14 protein-coding genes and 1 pseudogene are annotated in these 16,200 nt (G+C 60.9%); 6 read left to right on the top strand and 9 right to left on the bottom strand.

All coding sequences use genetic code 11. The annotated features are described in order from the left end of the window. Positions 1-24: 24 nt before the first annotated feature. Positions 25-264 (bottom strand): hypothetical protein, encoded by a 240-nt coding sequence (locus JQ845_RS08140; protein WP_010656136.1) that lies wholly within the window; start codon positions 262-264, stop codon positions 25-27. A 129-nt stretch (positions 265-393) separates the two neighbouring features. Between JQ845_RS08140 and nhaR the strand changes: the two genes are divergently transcribed. After that, a complete protein-coding gene (gene nhaR / locus JQ845_RS08135; RefSeq protein WP_003447340.1) occupies positions 394-1,299 on the top strand; it encodes a transcriptional activator NhaR in 906 nt (301 codons plus the stop codon). Here the strand turns inward: nhaR and JQ845_RS08130 are convergent. Further along, complete coding sequence (locus JQ845_RS08130; protein ID WP_203008851.1) at positions 1,296-2,453, bottom strand: MFS transporter; 1,158 nt, start codon at positions 2,451-2,453, stop codon at positions 1,296-1,298. The two genes, nhaR and JQ845_RS08130, sit on opposite strands and share 4 nt — an antisense overlap. A gap of 368 nt (positions 2,454-2,821) precedes the next feature. Between JQ845_RS08130 and sstT the strand changes: the two genes are divergently transcribed. Continuing rightward, positions 2,822-4,045, top strand: coding sequence for a serine/threonine transporter SstT (sstT, locus tag JQ845_RS08125; protein WP_203008850.1), 1,224 nt, complete (start codon positions 2,822-2,824; stop codon positions 4,043-4,045). A 92-nt stretch (positions 4,046-4,137) separates the two neighbouring features. On the opposite strand, the gene JQ845_RS23055 is transcribed toward sstT, so the two are convergent. The 3 genes and pseudogenes from JQ845_RS23055 to JQ845_RS08115 all read right to left on the bottom strand — a co-directional run bounded on the left by JQ845_RS23055 (position 4,138) and on the right by JQ845_RS08115 (position 6,472). After that, complete coding sequence (locus JQ845_RS23055) at positions 4,138-4,647, bottom strand: DUF1993 domain-containing protein (RefSeq protein WP_235972512.1); 510 nt, start codon at positions 4,645-4,647, stop codon at positions 4,138-4,140. 135 nt (positions 4,648-4,782) lie between these two features. Further along, positions 4,783-5,292 (bottom strand): annotated as a pseudogene (locus JQ845_RS23050) (nucleotidyltransferase family protein); the annotation flags it as partial. Beyond that, on the bottom strand, positions 5,276-6,472 hold the full coding sequence (locus JQ845_RS08115; protein WP_203008848.1) for an XdhC family protein: 1,197 nt from the start codon (positions 6,470-6,472) through the stop codon (positions 5,276-5,278). The pseudogene JQ845_RS23050 and the gene JQ845_RS08115, both read right to left, overlap by 17 nt. A gap of 108 nt (positions 6,473-6,580) precedes the next feature. Here JQ845_RS08115 and JQ845_RS08110 point away from each other — a divergent pair, with 108 nt between their 5' ends. Next, a complete protein-coding gene (locus tag JQ845_RS08110; RefSeq protein ID WP_003447335.1) occupies positions 6,581-7,240 on the top strand; it encodes a TetR/AcrR family transcriptional regulator in 660 nt (219 codons plus the stop codon). On the opposite strand, the gene JQ845_RS08105 is transcribed toward JQ845_RS08110, so the two are convergent. From JQ845_RS08105 to JQ845_RS08090, 4 genes are all read right to left on the bottom strand, one after another. Then, entirely contained in the window at positions 7,234-10,797 is a 3,564-nt protein-coding gene (locus tag JQ845_RS08105) for a molybdopterin cofactor-binding domain-containing protein (RefSeq protein WP_203008908.1), read from the bottom strand. The genes JQ845_RS08110 and JQ845_RS08105 overlap by 7 nt on opposite strands. 14 nt (positions 10,798-10,811) lie before the next feature. Beyond that, on the bottom strand, positions 10,812-11,300 hold the full coding sequence (locus tag JQ845_RS08100; protein ID WP_203008847.1) for a (2Fe-2S)-binding protein: 489 nt from the start codon (positions 11,298-11,300) through the stop codon (positions 10,812-10,814). 179 nt (positions 11,301-11,479) lie between these two features. Beyond that, positions 11,480-11,944, bottom strand: a complete 465-nt coding sequence (locus JQ845_RS08095) for a MarR family winged helix-turn-helix transcriptional regulator (RefSeq protein ID WP_127195944.1) — start codon at positions 11,942-11,944, stop codon at positions 11,480-11,482. 141 nt (positions 11,945-12,085) lie between these two features. Further along, positions 12,086-13,120, bottom strand: coding sequence for a 2,5-dihydroxypyridine 5,6-dioxygenase (locus JQ845_RS08090; RefSeq protein WP_003447329.1), 1,035 nt, complete (start codon positions 13,118-13,120; stop codon positions 12,086-12,088). Between the two features lie 328 nt (positions 13,121-13,448). On the opposite strand from JQ845_RS08090, the gene JQ845_RS08085 reads away from it, so the two are divergent. The 3 genes from JQ845_RS08085 to JQ845_RS08075 are packed head-to-tail and all read left to right on the top strand — an operon-like array spanning position 13,449 to position 16,198. Further along, positions 13,449-14,597 (top strand): FAD-dependent monooxygenase, encoded by a 1,149-nt coding sequence (locus tag JQ845_RS08085; protein ID WP_010656143.1) that lies wholly within the window; start codon positions 13,449-13,451, stop codon positions 14,595-14,597. After that, complete coding sequence (locus tag JQ845_RS08080) at positions 14,594-15,406, top strand: alpha/beta fold hydrolase (RefSeq protein WP_203008846.1); 813 nt, start codon at positions 14,594-14,596, stop codon at positions 15,404-15,406. Before JQ845_RS08085 ends, JQ845_RS08080 begins: the two co-directional genes overlap by 4 nt. Positions 15,407-15,442: 36 nt before the next feature. Then, a complete protein-coding gene (locus tag JQ845_RS08075) occupies positions 15,443-16,198 on the top strand; it encodes a maleate cis-trans isomerase family protein (RefSeq protein ID WP_127195943.1) in 756 nt (251 codons plus the stop codon). The last annotated feature ends 2 nt before the right edge of the window (positions 16,199-16,200 follow it).

The following is a 16,200-nucleotide window of genomic DNA, read 5'->3' as shown; positions in this document are numbered from 1 at the left end:
GTTCTGACTCTGGTTTAAGACAAGTTAAATCGCTTGGGACGACTCTTTGCGTTCTTGCTCAGGCTGTTCTTTTTCCACCTGAGAGCCGGTGGCTTCGCTGAGTGCCTGTTCTGCCGCCTTGTGGGTGTCATCAATCGCCTGCTTGGCCGTTTCAGCGGTTTTGCTCAACATTTGTTGCGCCGCTTTTTCCGCCTGATCACAACCGCCCAGCAGTAGCAGGCCTGCTGCTACCAATGCCAATGCACCTGCTTTCTTCATGTTCATCTCGCTTTCCTCTCTAAAACGGCGGCCCACTGCATGGCTCGCGAATAACGCGGGATTCTAGAGAGATAAATACTTCAGGAAAATTCGTATTTTTAAGGGCTATACTTCGATTTTTACGAAGTATTCAGCATGCTTAACTATCGCCAGCTCCATTACTTCTGGGTGGTCGCCAAAACCGGCAGCATTGTTCGAGCCTGCGAGCAATTGAACCTCACCCCGCAAACCATCAGCGGGCAAATAAGCCTGTTGGAAGACACCTACGGCTTGCCGTTATTTCGCCGGGTCGGCCGCCAGCTGGAACTGACAGAGACCGGGCGTCAGGTCCTGCCTTATGCCGAGCAGATTTTTCAGCTCGGCAACGACCTGCAAAGCATGCTGCGCATGGCCCCCAAGGAGCAGCAGATTCTGTTCCGGGTGGGTGTGGCCGATGTGGTGCCCAAGTCGATTGTTTATCGCCTGATCGCTCCCACCATGGAGCTGGACAAGCCGATCCGCATTACCTGCCGCGAAGACAAGCTCGACCGGCTACTGGCAGATCTGGCCATTCAACGTCTGGACCTGGTGATTTCCGACAGCCCGATGCCCTCCCACCTCGATATCAAAGGCTTGAGCCAAAAGCTGGGTGAATGCGGCATCAGTTTTTTTGCCACTGCCACCCTGGCCCGCAACTATGGGGAAAACTTCCCCCATTGCCTGAACGGCGCCCCACTGCTGATCCCCGGCCCTGAAACCGTGATCCGCAGCCGCTTGCTGCGCTGGCTGGCAGAACAGAAAATCCAGCCGCGAATCGTCGGTGAGTTCGATGACAGTGCCTTGATGCAGGCGTTTGGCCAGTCCGGCATCGGGGTATTTATCGCCCCCAGCGTGATCGCCCAGGAAGTGATGCGCCAATTCGATGTGGAGCTGATCGGCCAGACCGAGGCGGTCACCGAATCGTTTTACGCCATCACTGTCGAGCGCAAGAGCCGGCACCCTGGCATCGTTGCAATTACCGAGGGCGCTCGACGCGAGTTGTTCACCCCGGCCAGCGATTAAGCGCAGGCCGCGGCCCGTGGTTTTGCAGACATCAGCACCAGCGCGAGCACGATCGACAGCAGGATAAAACCGGCGGCAGCCAGGCCAAGGCTGCCCAGGCCGTAGCTGTCAATCACCCGGCCGCCGACCATCGCCCCCAAACCTATACCCAGGTTGCCCCCGGCAATATTCAACGACGCGGCAAACGCAGGGGCCTGGGGCGCAATCTTCATCAGCCGGACATGGCTGACCAAAAACAGCGCCGACTGGGTAATCCCCCAAATCGCCAGCGCCGCTGCCAGAGCCAGCGAAGAGTGAATACTCGGCACCAACGCCAGCAGCGCGCCGATCATAAAGGCGCTAAACACCATCGATGCGATGAGCGGATGGCGATCCACCATGCGCCCGCCCAACGAGTTGCCGATCAAGCCCACCGCGCCAAAGCCCATCAGGCACCAGCCAACCAGGGTGCCATCAAAGCCCGCCAGACGCTCCAGGATGTCGGCCAGATAGGTGTAGGCCGTAAACATGCCACTGAACACCAGCACCGACAGCACGATATGGCCAATCACCAGCGGGCTGCGCAACATGCCCAGCTGCGAGCGCAGGCTGGCGTTGGCCCTCACCACGTGGGTCGCCGGCAGGTACAGCCACAGCAGCAAGGCCTTGGCCAGTGCAACCACCGCGAGGATGGAGAACGCACTGCGCCAGCCCCATGCATCGGAGATCAGGGTGCCGACCGGGATCCCGAATACGGTTGCGCAGACAATCCCGAAACCGATTTTGGCAATCGCCCGCCCGGCGTACTCCGGCCCTACTATGTCTACCGCAGTTTCGCTGGCCAGGGCCCAAAACACCGGCAAGCCCAAAGCCGGCAATAACCGTGCAAAGCCCATCACCCAAATATTGGGGGCCAGCGCCGCGAGGGTATTGGCGAAGGCGAACATCAACAGGATCGTAATAAACAGCGGCTTGCGCTTGAAACGCGCAAAGAAAGCGGTCAAAAACGGCCCCAGGGCCGCGACCGTAAAGGCGAACAGGGTCACCAGCAAACCGGCCTGGGGCACGCTGACCTCAAGATCGCGGGCAATTGCGGGCAGCAGGCCGACAATGATGAACTCGGTGGTGAGCACGGTAAAACCGGCCGCAGACAGCAGCAGGATGGGCAACAGCATGGAGGGCTCCAGAAACGGCAACGCCAGCGAAAGCCGATTCAGGCCCGCCGGTTTGAAGAAAAGTGAGGATGGGCAATAGTAACAGAATGAGTAAACCCAAGAACACGGCGCTCCCCTGCAGAGAAGAGCAGGCGCGGGTGTGGCAGATTGCCTCTGAAGCGCGAAGCGCCTCCGGCACTATGCTAAAGTCCGCCCCCGCCAGGATTCTGCCGGACAGACCACTCGGCACGGGTGATTAACCTCAGCTGCCGACCCTGCTTTACTCAACAGGTTTTAACCCGCCGACCGACATCGATCTGCCTGCCCGTTTGTTGCAGATCGCTCCAACGTTGTTCAGTGCACGGCCCAAAACAACTAGAGATACCCTTATGACTGACGCTCCACCTACCCTGCTGCAAAAGCTCACACGCACCAGCCTGGTCACCCAGATCATGATTGGCCTGATTGCCGGTATTTTGCTGGCCTGGCTTGCGCCTGCTGCTGCACTTTCGGTGGCCTTTATCGGCAAGGTGTTCGTCAGCGCCTTGAAAGCCGTGGCGCCGATCCTGGTGTTTGTGCTGGTCATGGCATCCATTGCCAACCACAAGCACGGGCAAGAAACCCATATTCGCCCGATCCTGGTGCTTTACCTGTTCGGTACCTTTGCCGCCGCCGTCGTGGCCGTCATCGCCAGCATGCTGTTCCCCTCGAACCTGGTACTGGCGACGGAAAATGTCGCCATTGCCGCCCCGGGCGGGATCAGCGAAGTCATGCAAAGCCTGTTGCTGAGCGTGGTCGACAACCCGGTCAGCGCGCTGATGAACGCCAATTTCATCGGCATTCTGGCCTGGGCCATCGGCATGGGCGTTGCCATTCGCCATGCCGGTGACACCACCCGCACCGTACTCAGCGACCTGTCCAATGGCGTCACCCTGATCGTGCGCGTGGTCATCCGCTTTGCACCACTGGGGATTTTCGGCCTGGTGGCCTCGACGCTCGCCAGTTCAGGTTTCGGCGCCCTGCTGGGTTACCTGCACCTGCTGGCCGTGCTGATTGGCTGCATGCTGTTCGTGGCTCTGGTGATGAACCCGTTGATCGTGTTCTGGAAACTGCGCCGCAACCCGTACCCGCTGGTGTTCCTGTGCTTGCGCGAAAGCGGGATTACCGCGTTCTTCACCCGCAGTTCGGCGGCCAACATTCCCGTGAACATGGCACTGAGCGAGCGTCTGGGTCTGCATGAAGACACCTACTCGGTATCGATCCCCCTGGGCGCGACCATCAACATGGCAGGTGCCGCGATCACCATCACGGTCTTGAGCCTGGCCGCAGTTCACACCCTGGGCATTGCAGTCGACATTCCGACCGCGATTTTGCTGAGCCTGGTGGCAGCCATTTGTGCCTGTGGCGCATCGGGTGTGGCGGGAGGTTCGCTGTTGCTGATCCCTCTGGCATGCAGCCTGTTCGGCATCCCGAGCGAGATTGCCATGCAAGTGGTGGCCGTGGGCTTCATTATCGGCATCCTGCAGGACTCCGCCGAAACCGCGCTGAACTCGTCCACCGACGTACTCTTTACTGCGGCGGCCTGCATGGCCGAGGAAAAACCGGCGTCCTGATGACGCCGGCGATGTAAGCGCTGACGAGGTATCGCGGTTCGGGGGTTGCCCGATCGCAGCCTCGCTCCTCGTCAGCGACTACTGTATTGCGATCAGAACGCGCCCATGTAGTCGCGCTTGCCGACTTCAACGCCATTGTGGCGCAGGATCGCGTAAGCAGTGGTCACGTGGAAGAAGAACTGCGGCAGGCCGTAGGTCAGCAGGTAAGCCTGGCCGGTGAAGCGTTTTTCTTTCGGCGTGCCCTGACGGGTGATGATTTCGATGCCTTCCTTGCCGTCGATCTGCTCAGGCTTGATCCCGTCGACAAACGCCAGAACCTTGCTGATCAGCGCTTGCAGGTCAGCAAAGGTCACTTCGCTGTCGTCGTACTTCGGCAGTTCGATTTCAGCCAGACGGGCCGAAACACCCTTGGCGAAATCAACCGCGATTTGCACCTGACGCACCAGCGGGAACATGTCCGGCGCCAGACGCGCTTGCAGGAAAACACTTGGATCGATGTTCTTGGCCGTGGCGTGCGCCTCAGCCTTGGTCAGCACACCGCTGAGGGCGTTGAGCATTTGTTTGAACACGGGAATGGAAGCAGCGTACAGAGAGATAGTCATGAAAGTCTCGACAGTCTGTGGGCGGGAACGGGATGTGGGGCGATTATAGACACGCCTGTAGTCTTCGGGTGTATCAAGATCAACCATCACCCATTCACTGCACGTCTCTAGCGCAATGACTTGCTCGCGATACTGGCGTAAAAGCGGGCGGGCACCTTCATCACCGCCACACTCTCTTAGCTGCGGCAGACACTCGCTGGCCCACAGGACCGGGTTGCCGCGCTTGCCCTGGTAACTGGCCTGACACCCCATGACCCCGGGATTCCCGTGCAGGGCATCGACCAGTTGATCAATGACCCCGGCCGTGACGCCGGGCATGTCTGCCAGACAAAAAATCACCGCCTGCCGGTCACTGACCGCACTGGCACCGGCGCGCACCGAAGAGCCGATGCCTTCCCGGTAATCCTTATTAAGCACAAACTCGACCGGCAGACCGGACAAGGCCTGACGAACATTCCCGGCTTCATGCCCGATGACCACCAGCACTTTCCCACAGCGCGATGCCAGCGCGGCCTGCACCACATGCCTGACCATCGCCTGGCCGGCAACCGGCAGCAGTAACTTGTTGCTGGCCCCCATGCGTCGACTCAGCCCCGCTGCCAGTACCACCGCCACGACCCCGGCCGGCTCACTGGCGACGGGCATCTCTTGCCTCCGGCGAGCGCACCGACAGCGCTGCGTGTTGTGCATCTGCCGGGTCATGGATCCTGGCCTTGCGCAGCCTCAACATCCCGCCTTCGCGCTGATTAAGGCAGGCCGTGATTTCACTGACGATGGCCAGGGCGACGCTTTGCGGGGTATCGCCGCCCAGATCCAGCCCCATGGGATAGTGCAGCTCAGCACGGGCTGCAGTTGCACCGCCGCCCATTTCGTCAAGCAGGCGCTCGGTGCGCTCTTTGGGCCCCAGTTGCCCGATATAGGCCGGGGCGCAGGCCAGAACACTCTGGAGCCAAAAACGGTCCTGACGGTAACTGTGGGTCATGATCACCACCGCCGCCCCATCAACCAGGGTGCGCAACGCGAACGGCTGGTCAATCGACGCCACCAGCACCTCCCTGGCCCCCGCAAAGCGTTCGGCCCGGGCAAAATTCGCCCGCCCGTCCACCACATGCACCTGCCAGTTCAGTTGCACGGCAAACCGCACCAGAGGCTGGGCGTCGTTACCTGCGCCGAACACCACCAGCCGCCGCTGCGCAGGGATGTATTCCAGCAGCACTTCAACGGCCTGCGCCCCGCTTGCATAAATCATCCGCGACGATTTCTTGCGCTCGAGGGTGGCGAGTAAATCGGCCTGGACCCGGCTTTCAAGCACGTCACAGCAAAACCCCTGGCTGCTTCGCGACAACGCCGTCAGCCCCAGCCGCGCCCCCATTCTCGCCCCGCTGCCGGCCCCTGCCGCCAGCACGGTTGCCAGCGCGGCCGGCTCACCGGTGGCTCGCACGCCTTGCAGGACATCGGTCAGCAGCGACGGGGCGCCTGCTTCAAGCCGCTCCAGCAGCACATGCACCGTGCCGTTGCAGCCAAGACCAAAGGTCAGCGCGGCCCCCTCTTCATCGCTGTCATCCTCGTCGTGGGCCGCGGTGCTGTAGCGACGAATCACCGGCAGCCCGGACTCGGTCAGCCACCAGGCCTTGCGCACCAGCTCCTGCTCCAGGCAGCCGCCACTGACCGTACCCACCGCCTGCCCGTCCCGCGGTATCAGCATCCTGGCGCCCGGGCGCCGATAAGCCGAGCCTTCAACCTTGACCACGGTGGCCAGTACCACGGCGACATTGTTACTGTCGGCCTGGTCCAGAGCATCGAGCAAACCATACAAGTCAGACATGAGCGCCGCTCCCAACCTTATCCAGTTAATTGCCGTACCATCGACTGCAGTTTTTCGTCAGTTTTTTCTTCAGCCGCCGCGCAACACGTCATCGTGGAGGACAACAGCGTGAACAAAAAAACCGGTGTCCGGGCTCATCAGGCCGACCAGACAAAGGCGCGCATTCTCAAGGCCGCCGTGACCGTATTCGCCCGCGACGGCTATGCCGGCGGGCGCATCGAACAGATATCCAAAGAAGCCGAGTCCAACGACCGGATGATTTATTACTACTTTTCCAGCAAGGAAAATCTGTTCGTCCAGGTTCTGGAACACACCTACGAAGCCTTCAACCTGGCCGAAAGTACCTGCCGCCCGGACCTGTCCAGCCCCGTGGCAGCATTGCGCGAACAAGTGGCGTTTTTCTGGAACTACTACGTGAAACACCCGGAATTCGTCGCCATCCTCACCATTGAAAACCTGCATAAAGGCAAGCACGCCCGCCAGTCGCGCGAGCTCGGGCGCCTGTCGGCCACCACCGTGGGCGTGATCAGGCCAATCATCGAAGCCGGTCAGCGCATGGGCATTTTTCGCCTCGATGTGGAGATCAACCATGTCTATTTGATGATCGCTTCGCTGTGCTACTTCTATAACTCCAACCAACACACCCTCACCTCGTTCCTGGGTCAGGACCTCGCCGATAAAGGCCAGCAACAGGACTGGCTGGCCTTTATCAGCGATCTGGTCATACGCGGGGTCATGACCCTGCCCGGCGCCGCGAACGGTCAATGAGACCCGGGATTGGCCCGTATCTGCGCCACCTTCTGTTCCAGTGACTGCCATGCAGGCTCGGACGGGGCGAAACGCTGGCGCAGATAGGCCGTCAACTCGCTGATCTGGCGGTTCGACAGACTGTCCTTGAAGCCGGGCATATAGCCGAGGTCCGCCGTCGCCGGGACGGGAATGCCTTGCAGGATCACTTTCAACAGGTTGTCGGGCAAGGCGCTGTGCAGGTTGCTGTTGCTCGCCAATGACGGGCTGACGCCAAACAGTTTCGGGCCCAGGCCATCGGCGTGGCAGCCCTGGCACGCACCCTCGAACACCCGCTGACCGTTACTCAAGGCCAGCGTACTGACCTGGGGGGCCGCCGGGCCGGGTTCGGGTTGCGCCAGGGCATCGCCACTGAGTGAGGCCAGGTACACCGCCATGGCGCGCCGGTCGCTGTCGGGCAGCTTCGCCAGCTCGGTGACCACTGGCCCCATGGGCCCGGCCGCCACGCCATGGGCGTCGGTGTAGCCGGTGCTCAGGTAGCTGAACAGCTGATCTTCGGTCCAGGGAGTCGGGGCTTTGGACAGGCCATTGAGCGCCGGGGCTTCCCAGCCATCGACCATGCCGCCTGCCAGAAAGGCGCTGCCGCCCTTCTGCGCGCCCATCAGGTTGCGCGGCGAATGACAGGCCGCGCAGTGGCCCAGCCCGTTGACCAGATAAGAACCGCGGTTCCATTGTGCACTGCGTTGCGGCTGCGCCTTGACCTCCCCTGAACGCAGAAAGATCGCGTTCCAGCCCGCCATCAGCGGGCGCAGGTTGAAAGGGAACTGCATGGCATTGCTTGTGGCCGGCTGGCTGACCGGCGCCTGCGACATCAGATAGGCATACAGAGCCTGCATGTCGGCATCATCGATATTGCGAAAAGAGGTATAGGGAAAGGCCGGATACAGATGCTTGCCGTCCCGGCTGATGCCTTCGCGCATGGCCCGCTCGAACGCTGTGTAAGACCACTTGCCGATGCCCGTCTCGGGGTCGGGGGTGATATTGGTGCTGTGCAGGGTGCCGAACGGCGTTTGCATCGCCAGCCCCCCGGCGTTGGTCACGCCACCCGGTGCGGTATGGCACACCGCACAATCCCCCACCGCCGCCAGCAGGCGTCCCCGCTCCAACGTGGCCGCCGACCAGGTGCCCGCCACGGGCGGTGTAATGGGAGCGATTTCTGCACGCCAGGGCAATGCAGTGGCGGCCATGCCGGCCAGGGCGCCGATACCGGCAATCAGGGGGGCAAACCACCACTTGGAGCGCTTGCCTTTGACTGGCTGCGGATCGGCGCCGGCAGCGGCTTCGTCCTGGGAAAGCTTGAGTGCAGCCAATACCCGTTCGGGGGTAATCGGCAGCTCGCGAAAGCGGATCCCGGTGGCGTCATAAATGGCATTGGCGATCGCCGCCGCACTCGGCACCCCCGCTGATTCCCCGGCGCCCATGGGCGGTTCGTGCTGACGGGGCATCATCAGCACGTCGATTTTCGGCACCTGCTTGAAGGTCAAAATCGGATAGGCGCCCCACTCCTTGCTGCTGACGGTCGACTCTTCGAACGTGACCCGCTCTTTGAGCACACGGCTGGTGGCCTGGATCACATTGCCGTGGATCTGATGCCGGACACCCGCCGGGTTGACCATCATCCCGGCGTCATGCCCGATGACGACCCGCGTCACCGAGACTTCACCGCTGAGCCTGTCGACCGCCACATCGGCGACCCATGCCGCCCACGCCGCTCCGAACCCGGGGAACTTGCTGTGGATATACCGCGCATAGGCGAAACCGCGGCCACGCAAAATATTGTCCTGTTCAGGGGTTTGCATGGGCTCGGTGCGGGCCACCCACCCGGCTCTCGCGGCCGTGGCCCTGACCAGTTCGGCAGCGCGCTCATCGTGCAGATAGCGCAGGCGGTATTCGACCGGATCGACCTTGGCGGCAAACGCCAGTTCATCGATATAGGACTCGTGGGCAAACGTGTTGGGCAGTGCGGAAACCCCGCGCATCCACGACGCCCGCACGATGGGCGCCATGTCGTTGATGGTCACCCGCAGGTGCTCGAAATCGTACGGCGGGATGGAGGTGCGGTCGCCCATCTCGAACATTGCCGCCACCGGCTCGACGCGGCCCGTCAGCAGCAAGGCCAGAGTGGGCGCACCATTGGAGGGGTAGCTGGTCTGAAAGTCATAACCGGCGACCCCGCCATCGGCATTGATGCCGCCATCCACTTCCATCAATTGCGCCGAGCCCTTGGGCTCCCACACATGTTCCTGCTCCCGGGTCAGCTGCACCCGCACCGGCAAGCCCACCGCCCGGGACAACAACAGGGCATCGGCACACACGTCATCGGCGCAGTTACGCCCGTAACAACCCGCTGCCTCCATGCGAATGATCTCAATCCGCTCTTCCGGGTACTCCAGCAGCCATGCCAGATCCGCCCGCAACAGGTGCGGGTTTTGCGTGCCCGACCACACCCGTATCTGGTGTTCCTGATAATCCGCCAGGCCACAGGACGGGCCGATGGAGCCGTGGATCTGGTAAGGCCACAAATAGGTGCGGGGCATGCGTTCGCTGGCCTGGTCCAACGCCTGCTGAACGTTGCCCTTGTCCAGCACCACACGCCGGACCCGGGGGTTGTCACGGATGGCCTGCGCCACATCATCCATGTCCGGCAGTTTTTGCGTCCAGGCTTTCCAGCTGACTTTCAGCGCTTGCGCCGCCTTCACGGCCTGCTCTTCACGCTTGGCAACCACGCCGATAAAATCACCGATCACCACCACTTTGACGATGCCCGGAATGTGCGCAATGGACGACTCGTCCACGTGCAGCAGGCTTGTGCCGACAAACTCGCCACTGTCGAGCCCGGCATAGGGCGGGCGAATCACGCGGCCATGCAGCATATCGGGCAGGCGCATATCATGCACATAGGTCAGCTCGCCGCTGGCCTTGGCCGGGATGTCCACCCGGGCCGAGGCCTTGCCTACCAGCCGGTAGTCTTCCACGGGTTTGAGCGGCGCATCGCCGGAAATGCCAAGCACATGGCGCTCCCCGGCCACCAGTTCGGCAAATGTCAGCTGGCGAGCGTCCGCACTGGTTATCACCCCGCTGTCCATCACTAATGACTGCGGCTCGACACCCAGACGCCGGGCTGCAAGATCCAGCAAAAAACGTCGCGCTTCGGCTGCCGCATTGCGCAAAGGGATGGCAGTGATCTGGATCGTGGCGCTGGCAATGGTCGCCCCCTGATTTGGCGCGCTGTCGGTATCGCCCAGCACCATGCATACCTGCTCCAGGGCCAGGTCCAGCTCTTCGGCCACGATCTGCGCCAGCGACGTGCGGATGCCGGTACCCAGGTCCACATGGCCGTTGAAGCCATAGACCTGCCCGTCATCGTTTACCGCAATGAACAGCCCCAGCTCCCTGGGCTTGAGTACAGGAACACCGCCTTTGGCCACGGGACCTGAAGGCGGCTGAATCTGATCAACCACCAGCAAGACGCCAGACTTGGCCAACAACTGATCACGGGTGAGCGTGGTAAGGGTCATAGTCATCAATCCGTTCAGGGCATTTGACGGGCGGCAAGCATGACCGCGCGAATGATTTCGAGATGGGTGCCGCAGCGACAGAGGTTGGCTGACAGTTCGTTTCGAACTTGCGCTTCGCTGGGGTGGGGAATGCGATCAAGCAGCGCCTTGGCGGTCATGATCATGCCGTTCATGCAGTAGCCGCATTGCGCAGCCTGCTCATCGATAAAGGCCTGCTGCACCAGGTGCGGCTGCGCCCGGCTGCCGAGGCCTTCAAGGGTGGTAATGGTGCGCCCCTCGGCACCGGACAACGGGAAGACACAGGTGCGAGCAGCCACCCCGTCAATGATCACCGTGCAGGCACCGCACTCCCCCAGACCACAGCCATATTTAGGGCCGTTGAGCTGCAAGTCATTGCGCAGGATCAGCAACAGCGGGGTATCGGCCATGGCACTGACCACGACAGGCTGGCCGTTGACGTGCAGTGTTACCGTTCTGACAGGCGCAAGGGTGTGATCGCTCATTCAAGGCTTCCCCAAGTAACATCGTCCGCACTGTTGGAGGCGGATCTTATTAAGTGTTTACTTCATGAAACAGGCGTAACAAAGGCCTGCACAGGCAGACCCTGATTCACTCCGGTTTTGATGAAGTAAACACTTCATACAAGCCAGAGCAAGAACGATGCCACAAGGTTGGGGAAAGCTTATTCGCTGCCTTCATCCACCATTTTGCGCAGCAAATACAGGAGTGCGACCCGCTCTGCCGGGTTGAGTTTGCTCATGGTCAGCTCGCTCACTTGCAGTGCATGGGGCTCGGTCTCGCGCACTAATTGCTCACCCGCCGGGGTGAGGCTGACGATGACTTTGCGCTTGTCCTGCACGGCGGGCTTGAGGGTGATCAGGTCGCGGGCCTGAAGACGCTCGACTATGCCGCGAATGGTTGCCTGATCGACTGCGGTGGCCTTGATCAGCTCACTCAAGGAGCTGGGCCCGTGATCCCGAACGGCACACAGGGTGATGAACTGCACCGCAGTCAACTGCGAGTTGCCGACATTTTGCTGAAAAATCGCCATGTTGCGCTGATAGGCCTTGCGCAACAAATGGCCTGGCTGTTCGCAGAAATCATAAGCGGCCTGACGGCCTGGTTTTTTGTCTTTCGTATCCGGCACAACGGCCTCTTTCAATTCAAGGGTGAGAGGTCATGACCTTAACCTGTGGGGCCATGATCGGGGTAATGCTCAATCTGTGTCGCAACGCCCATGCAGGAGCCGGCTCCCACAACACCGGCCCCTGACCCGGGCGGGCCTGGTTTAGCGGGCCAGTACCACACCGCCGGCAACCACCGCCTGATCATCAAGATAGATATCGCAATGTCGCAACGGGATATCCAGATGGCACGGGGTCTTGCGCGTGCCACCGACTTCGGTATTGGGCCCGGTGGAAAACAGGAAGTTACCCTCGAATGCCCGCGCATCCATGCACATTCCGTCGTTCTTGTCGTGCAGGCCCATCGCCGTCCATTGGGCGCGCGGCTGCAAACCCCAACCGATATGGGAAATGCCGTACACCTCCGGGTCGTTGAAATACTTCAGGTAGTCGCGCAAATACTCGGCTTCGAACCCGCCATGAATCGAGGTAATGAAACCCTTGTCGATTTCCAGGGTGATGCGCTCTCGCGAATAGTTCTTGAACGGCAAGATGATATCGCCGACATCGATTACCAGCACGCCTTCGGCGGTTTCTTCATTCGGCCAGGAGAACAGGAAGCCGCTGGGCCAATGGTCCCAACGCCCCGGCTCATCGGCAAAACCATACTCGGTCACGGCCGGGTACTGCCCCAGCAACGCCTTGAAATCACTCCCTGCCCTGGATCTGACATGCATGGAGCGCGCTTGCTCCAGCAGTTTTCCGGCCGCCATCACCCGCTCCTTGTCGGCCAGGGTCGGCAGCATCCGCGCCAGCACTTCCGGGGGTTCAACCGCCAACAGAATCCGGGTTCCGGTCTTGAGGATCTGCTCCTGCTCCGGCGAATGCAGCAGCATCATGGTATCGACCACCAGATCCGCCGCCTCCAGCGCCCGTTGCGCCGCAATGTTGCCCGTGAGCGCGGTGTCCCCGCAGTAAGCCGTCATGTCATTACCCATGGCCGTCGGGTGATTGAACGAGGGCAATTCCACGGCGTAGACCTTGGCCCCAAGACGCTGGGCGGCGTCCATGGCGGCCCGCACCGTACGCGGATCGGAATAGTGGCTTTTGAGCACTGCGACACTCTGGGTCGCGTCCACTCGGGACAGTTGCAACACGTGCTCAAACATTTGCGTCAACTCGCAGTCGCTCACCGGCATTTACTCATCCTCTCTATCGAATCGCTGCAGGGGGCAAACGCCGAACTGCCCGTCGTACCAAATCAGGCAGAGCGTTTCAGCCGCTCAACTAAAGCGTACACACTATTTAATAACTGATGAACATTATTTTCCGAAAAGCCAAAAAAACCACACAACAGTTAGAGCCCAACAATTAGTGGCTTTCAAGGCTGAAAACAGCCCTCAGGCAAATTATTTATTTTTCTGAGGGGCTATACAGCTTGAAAATTAATAGCGTATACACTGTAAATGTCTGGCCGAGGCCCATGGTCCCGGCAACCGCTCCCGCTCTAGAAAAAGGAAGCCTTGCATGCCCGTAAAACAAAAAATCGCCATCGTCGGCGCAGGTCTTGGAGGCGCCGCAGCGGCCACGCTGCTGCAAAAAGCCGGGTTCCAGGTCGATATTTATGAACAGGCCCCCGCGTTTTCCCGCATTGGCGCGGGTATTCACATGGGGCCGAATATCATGAAAATTTTCCGCCGCATGGGCATCGAACAGAAGTTGAGCGACATGGGCTCGCACCCCGATTTCTGGTTCAGCCGGGACGGTGCCAGCGGCGACTACCTGTCGCGTATCCCGCTGGGCGAGTTTGCCCGCAAAGAATACGGCGCCGCCTATATCACGGTGCATCGCGGCGATTTGCATGCGCTGCAAATGTCGACCATCGCGCCGGGCACCACCCACTTCAATAAATGCCTGACCCGCCTTGAAGAAACCGATTCGCTGGTACGCCTGCACTTCAGCGACGGCACCAGCACCGAAGCCGACATCGTGATTGGTGCCGATGGCATCAATTCAAAAATCCGCGAAGAATTGCTCGGCGCAGAAAAACCGCTCTACAGCGGCTGGGTTGCCCATCGCGCGCTGATCCGCAGCGAAACCCTGGGCAAATACAACCTCGACTTCGAGAACTGTGTGAAGTGGTGGAGCCACGACCGCCACATGATGGTCTATCACACCACCGCCAAGCGCGACGAGTACTACTACGTCACCGGGGTTCCCCATGAGGCGTGGGACTTCCAGGGCAATTTCGTCGACAGCAGCCGCGAAGAGATGTACCAGGCTTTCGAGGGCTACAACCCCACCGTTCAGGCGCTGATTGAGTCCAGTGAAAGCGTGACCAAGTGGCCGCTGCTCAATCGCAATCCACTGCCGCTGTGGAGCCGCGGACGCCTGGTGTTGCTGGGCGATGCCTGCCATCCCATGAAGCCGCACATGGCCCAGGGTGCCGGCATGGCCATCGAAGATGCCGCCATGTTGACCCGTTGCCTGCAGGAAACCGGCCTGGGTGACTACCGCACCGCGTTCAAACTGTACGAAGCCAACCGCAAGGATCGCGCCTCGCGGGTCCAGGCCGTGTCCAACGCCAACACCTGGCTGCGCACCCAGGAAGATCCGGCCTGGGTCTACGGCTACGACCTGTACAGCCACTCCCTTGAGTCGGAAGTACCGGCATGAGCACATTCATAGAGGGCGGCCATGTCCAGGCCAATGGCATTCGCCAGCATTACCTGCGCTACGGCGGCCAGCACGACTCGGTAAAACCGGTGTTGCTGCTGATCCCGGGCATCACCAGCCCGGCCATTACCTGGGGCTTTGTCGCCGAACGCCTTGGCGCCGATTACGACACCTATGTACTTGATGTACGGGGGCGCGGCCTGTCTTCCACCGGCCCCGAACTGGATTACAGCGCCGATACCTGCGCGGACGACATCAGCGCTTTCGCCCGGGCCATGGGCTTTGATGGCTATCACCTGGCCGGCCACTCCATGGGCGCACGCTTTGCCGTACGCAGTGCCGCACGCAATCCGGGCGCAGTGAAAAGCCTGGTGCTGATCGATCCTCCGGTATCCGGCCCGGGTCGACGCGAGTACCCCAGCAAACTGGCGTGGTACGTGGACTCGATCCGCCAGGCCGAACAAGGCATGGACGCCGAGGCCATGCGCGCCTTCTGCCCCACCTGGAGCCTGGAGCAACTGCAATTGCGCGCCGAATGGCTGCACACCTGTTATGAGCCCGCCATCGTTCGCGCCTTCAACGATTTCCATGACGTGGACTTCCATCAAGACCTGCCAAAACTCACCGTGCCCGCGCTGCTGATGGTCGCCGGGCGTGGCGCAGTGATACAGGCCGCCGACGAAGCGCAAATCCTCGAGCTGCAGCCACGGATCCAGATAGCCCGGGTGCCGAACGCCGGGCACATGATCCCCTGGGATGACCTTGAAGGTTTTCTCAGCGCATGCCGCGACTTCCTCGCCCGCCACTGATCCGCATTCTGCGCAACGCTTTTAAGGAGACACTCTGTGATCAAGCCTTACCGCATCGGCCAGATTGTGCCGAGCTCCAACACCACCATGGAAACCGAGATTCCGGCGATGCTCACCGCACGCCAATTGATCCGCCCCGAACGCTTCACCTTCCACTCCAGCCGCATGCGCATGAAACAGGTGCGCAAGGAAGAACTGGCAGCAATGGACGGCGAATCCGACCGCTGCGCCATCGAACTGTCCGACGCCAAAGTCGACGTACTGGGCTACGCCTGCCTGGTGGCGATCATGGCCATGGGCCTGGGCTACCATCGCAAATCCGAGGCGCGCCTGACCCGGGCCACGGCCGATAACGACGCCACTGCACCGGTCATTACCAGCGCCGGCGCACTGATCGACGGCCTCAAGGTGATGGGCGCCAAAAAAATCGCCATCGTGGCGCCGTACATGAAGCCGCTGACACAGCTGGTGGTGGATTACATTCGCGAGGAAGGGTTTGAAGTGGTGGACTGGCGCGCCCTGGAAATCCCCGACAATCTGCAAGTAGCCCTGCATGATCCAGCCAGGTTACCGGCCATTGTCAGCAGCATGAACCTTGAAGGCGTGGACGTGATCGTGCTATCTGCCTGCGTGCAAATGCAATCCTTGCCCGTGGTGCCCCAGGTTGAAGCGCAAACCGGAATCCCGGTACTGACTGCCGCCATTGCCACCACTTACGCCATGCTCAAGGCCCTCGATCTGGAACCCATAGTGCCGGGCGCCGGCGCGCTGCTTTCGGGCGCTTATAAATAGGA

Origin of the sequence: Pseudomonas paraversuta, assembly GCF_904063065.1 — a bacterium.
In the GTDB taxonomy this organism is placed as follows: domain Bacteria; phylum Pseudomonadota; class Gammaproteobacteria; order Pseudomonadales; family Pseudomonadaceae; genus Aquipseudomonas; species Aquipseudomonas paraversuta.
The sequence above is the reverse complement of the archived record's forward strand: the minus strand, read 5'-3'. Positions and strand labels throughout refer to the sequence as shown.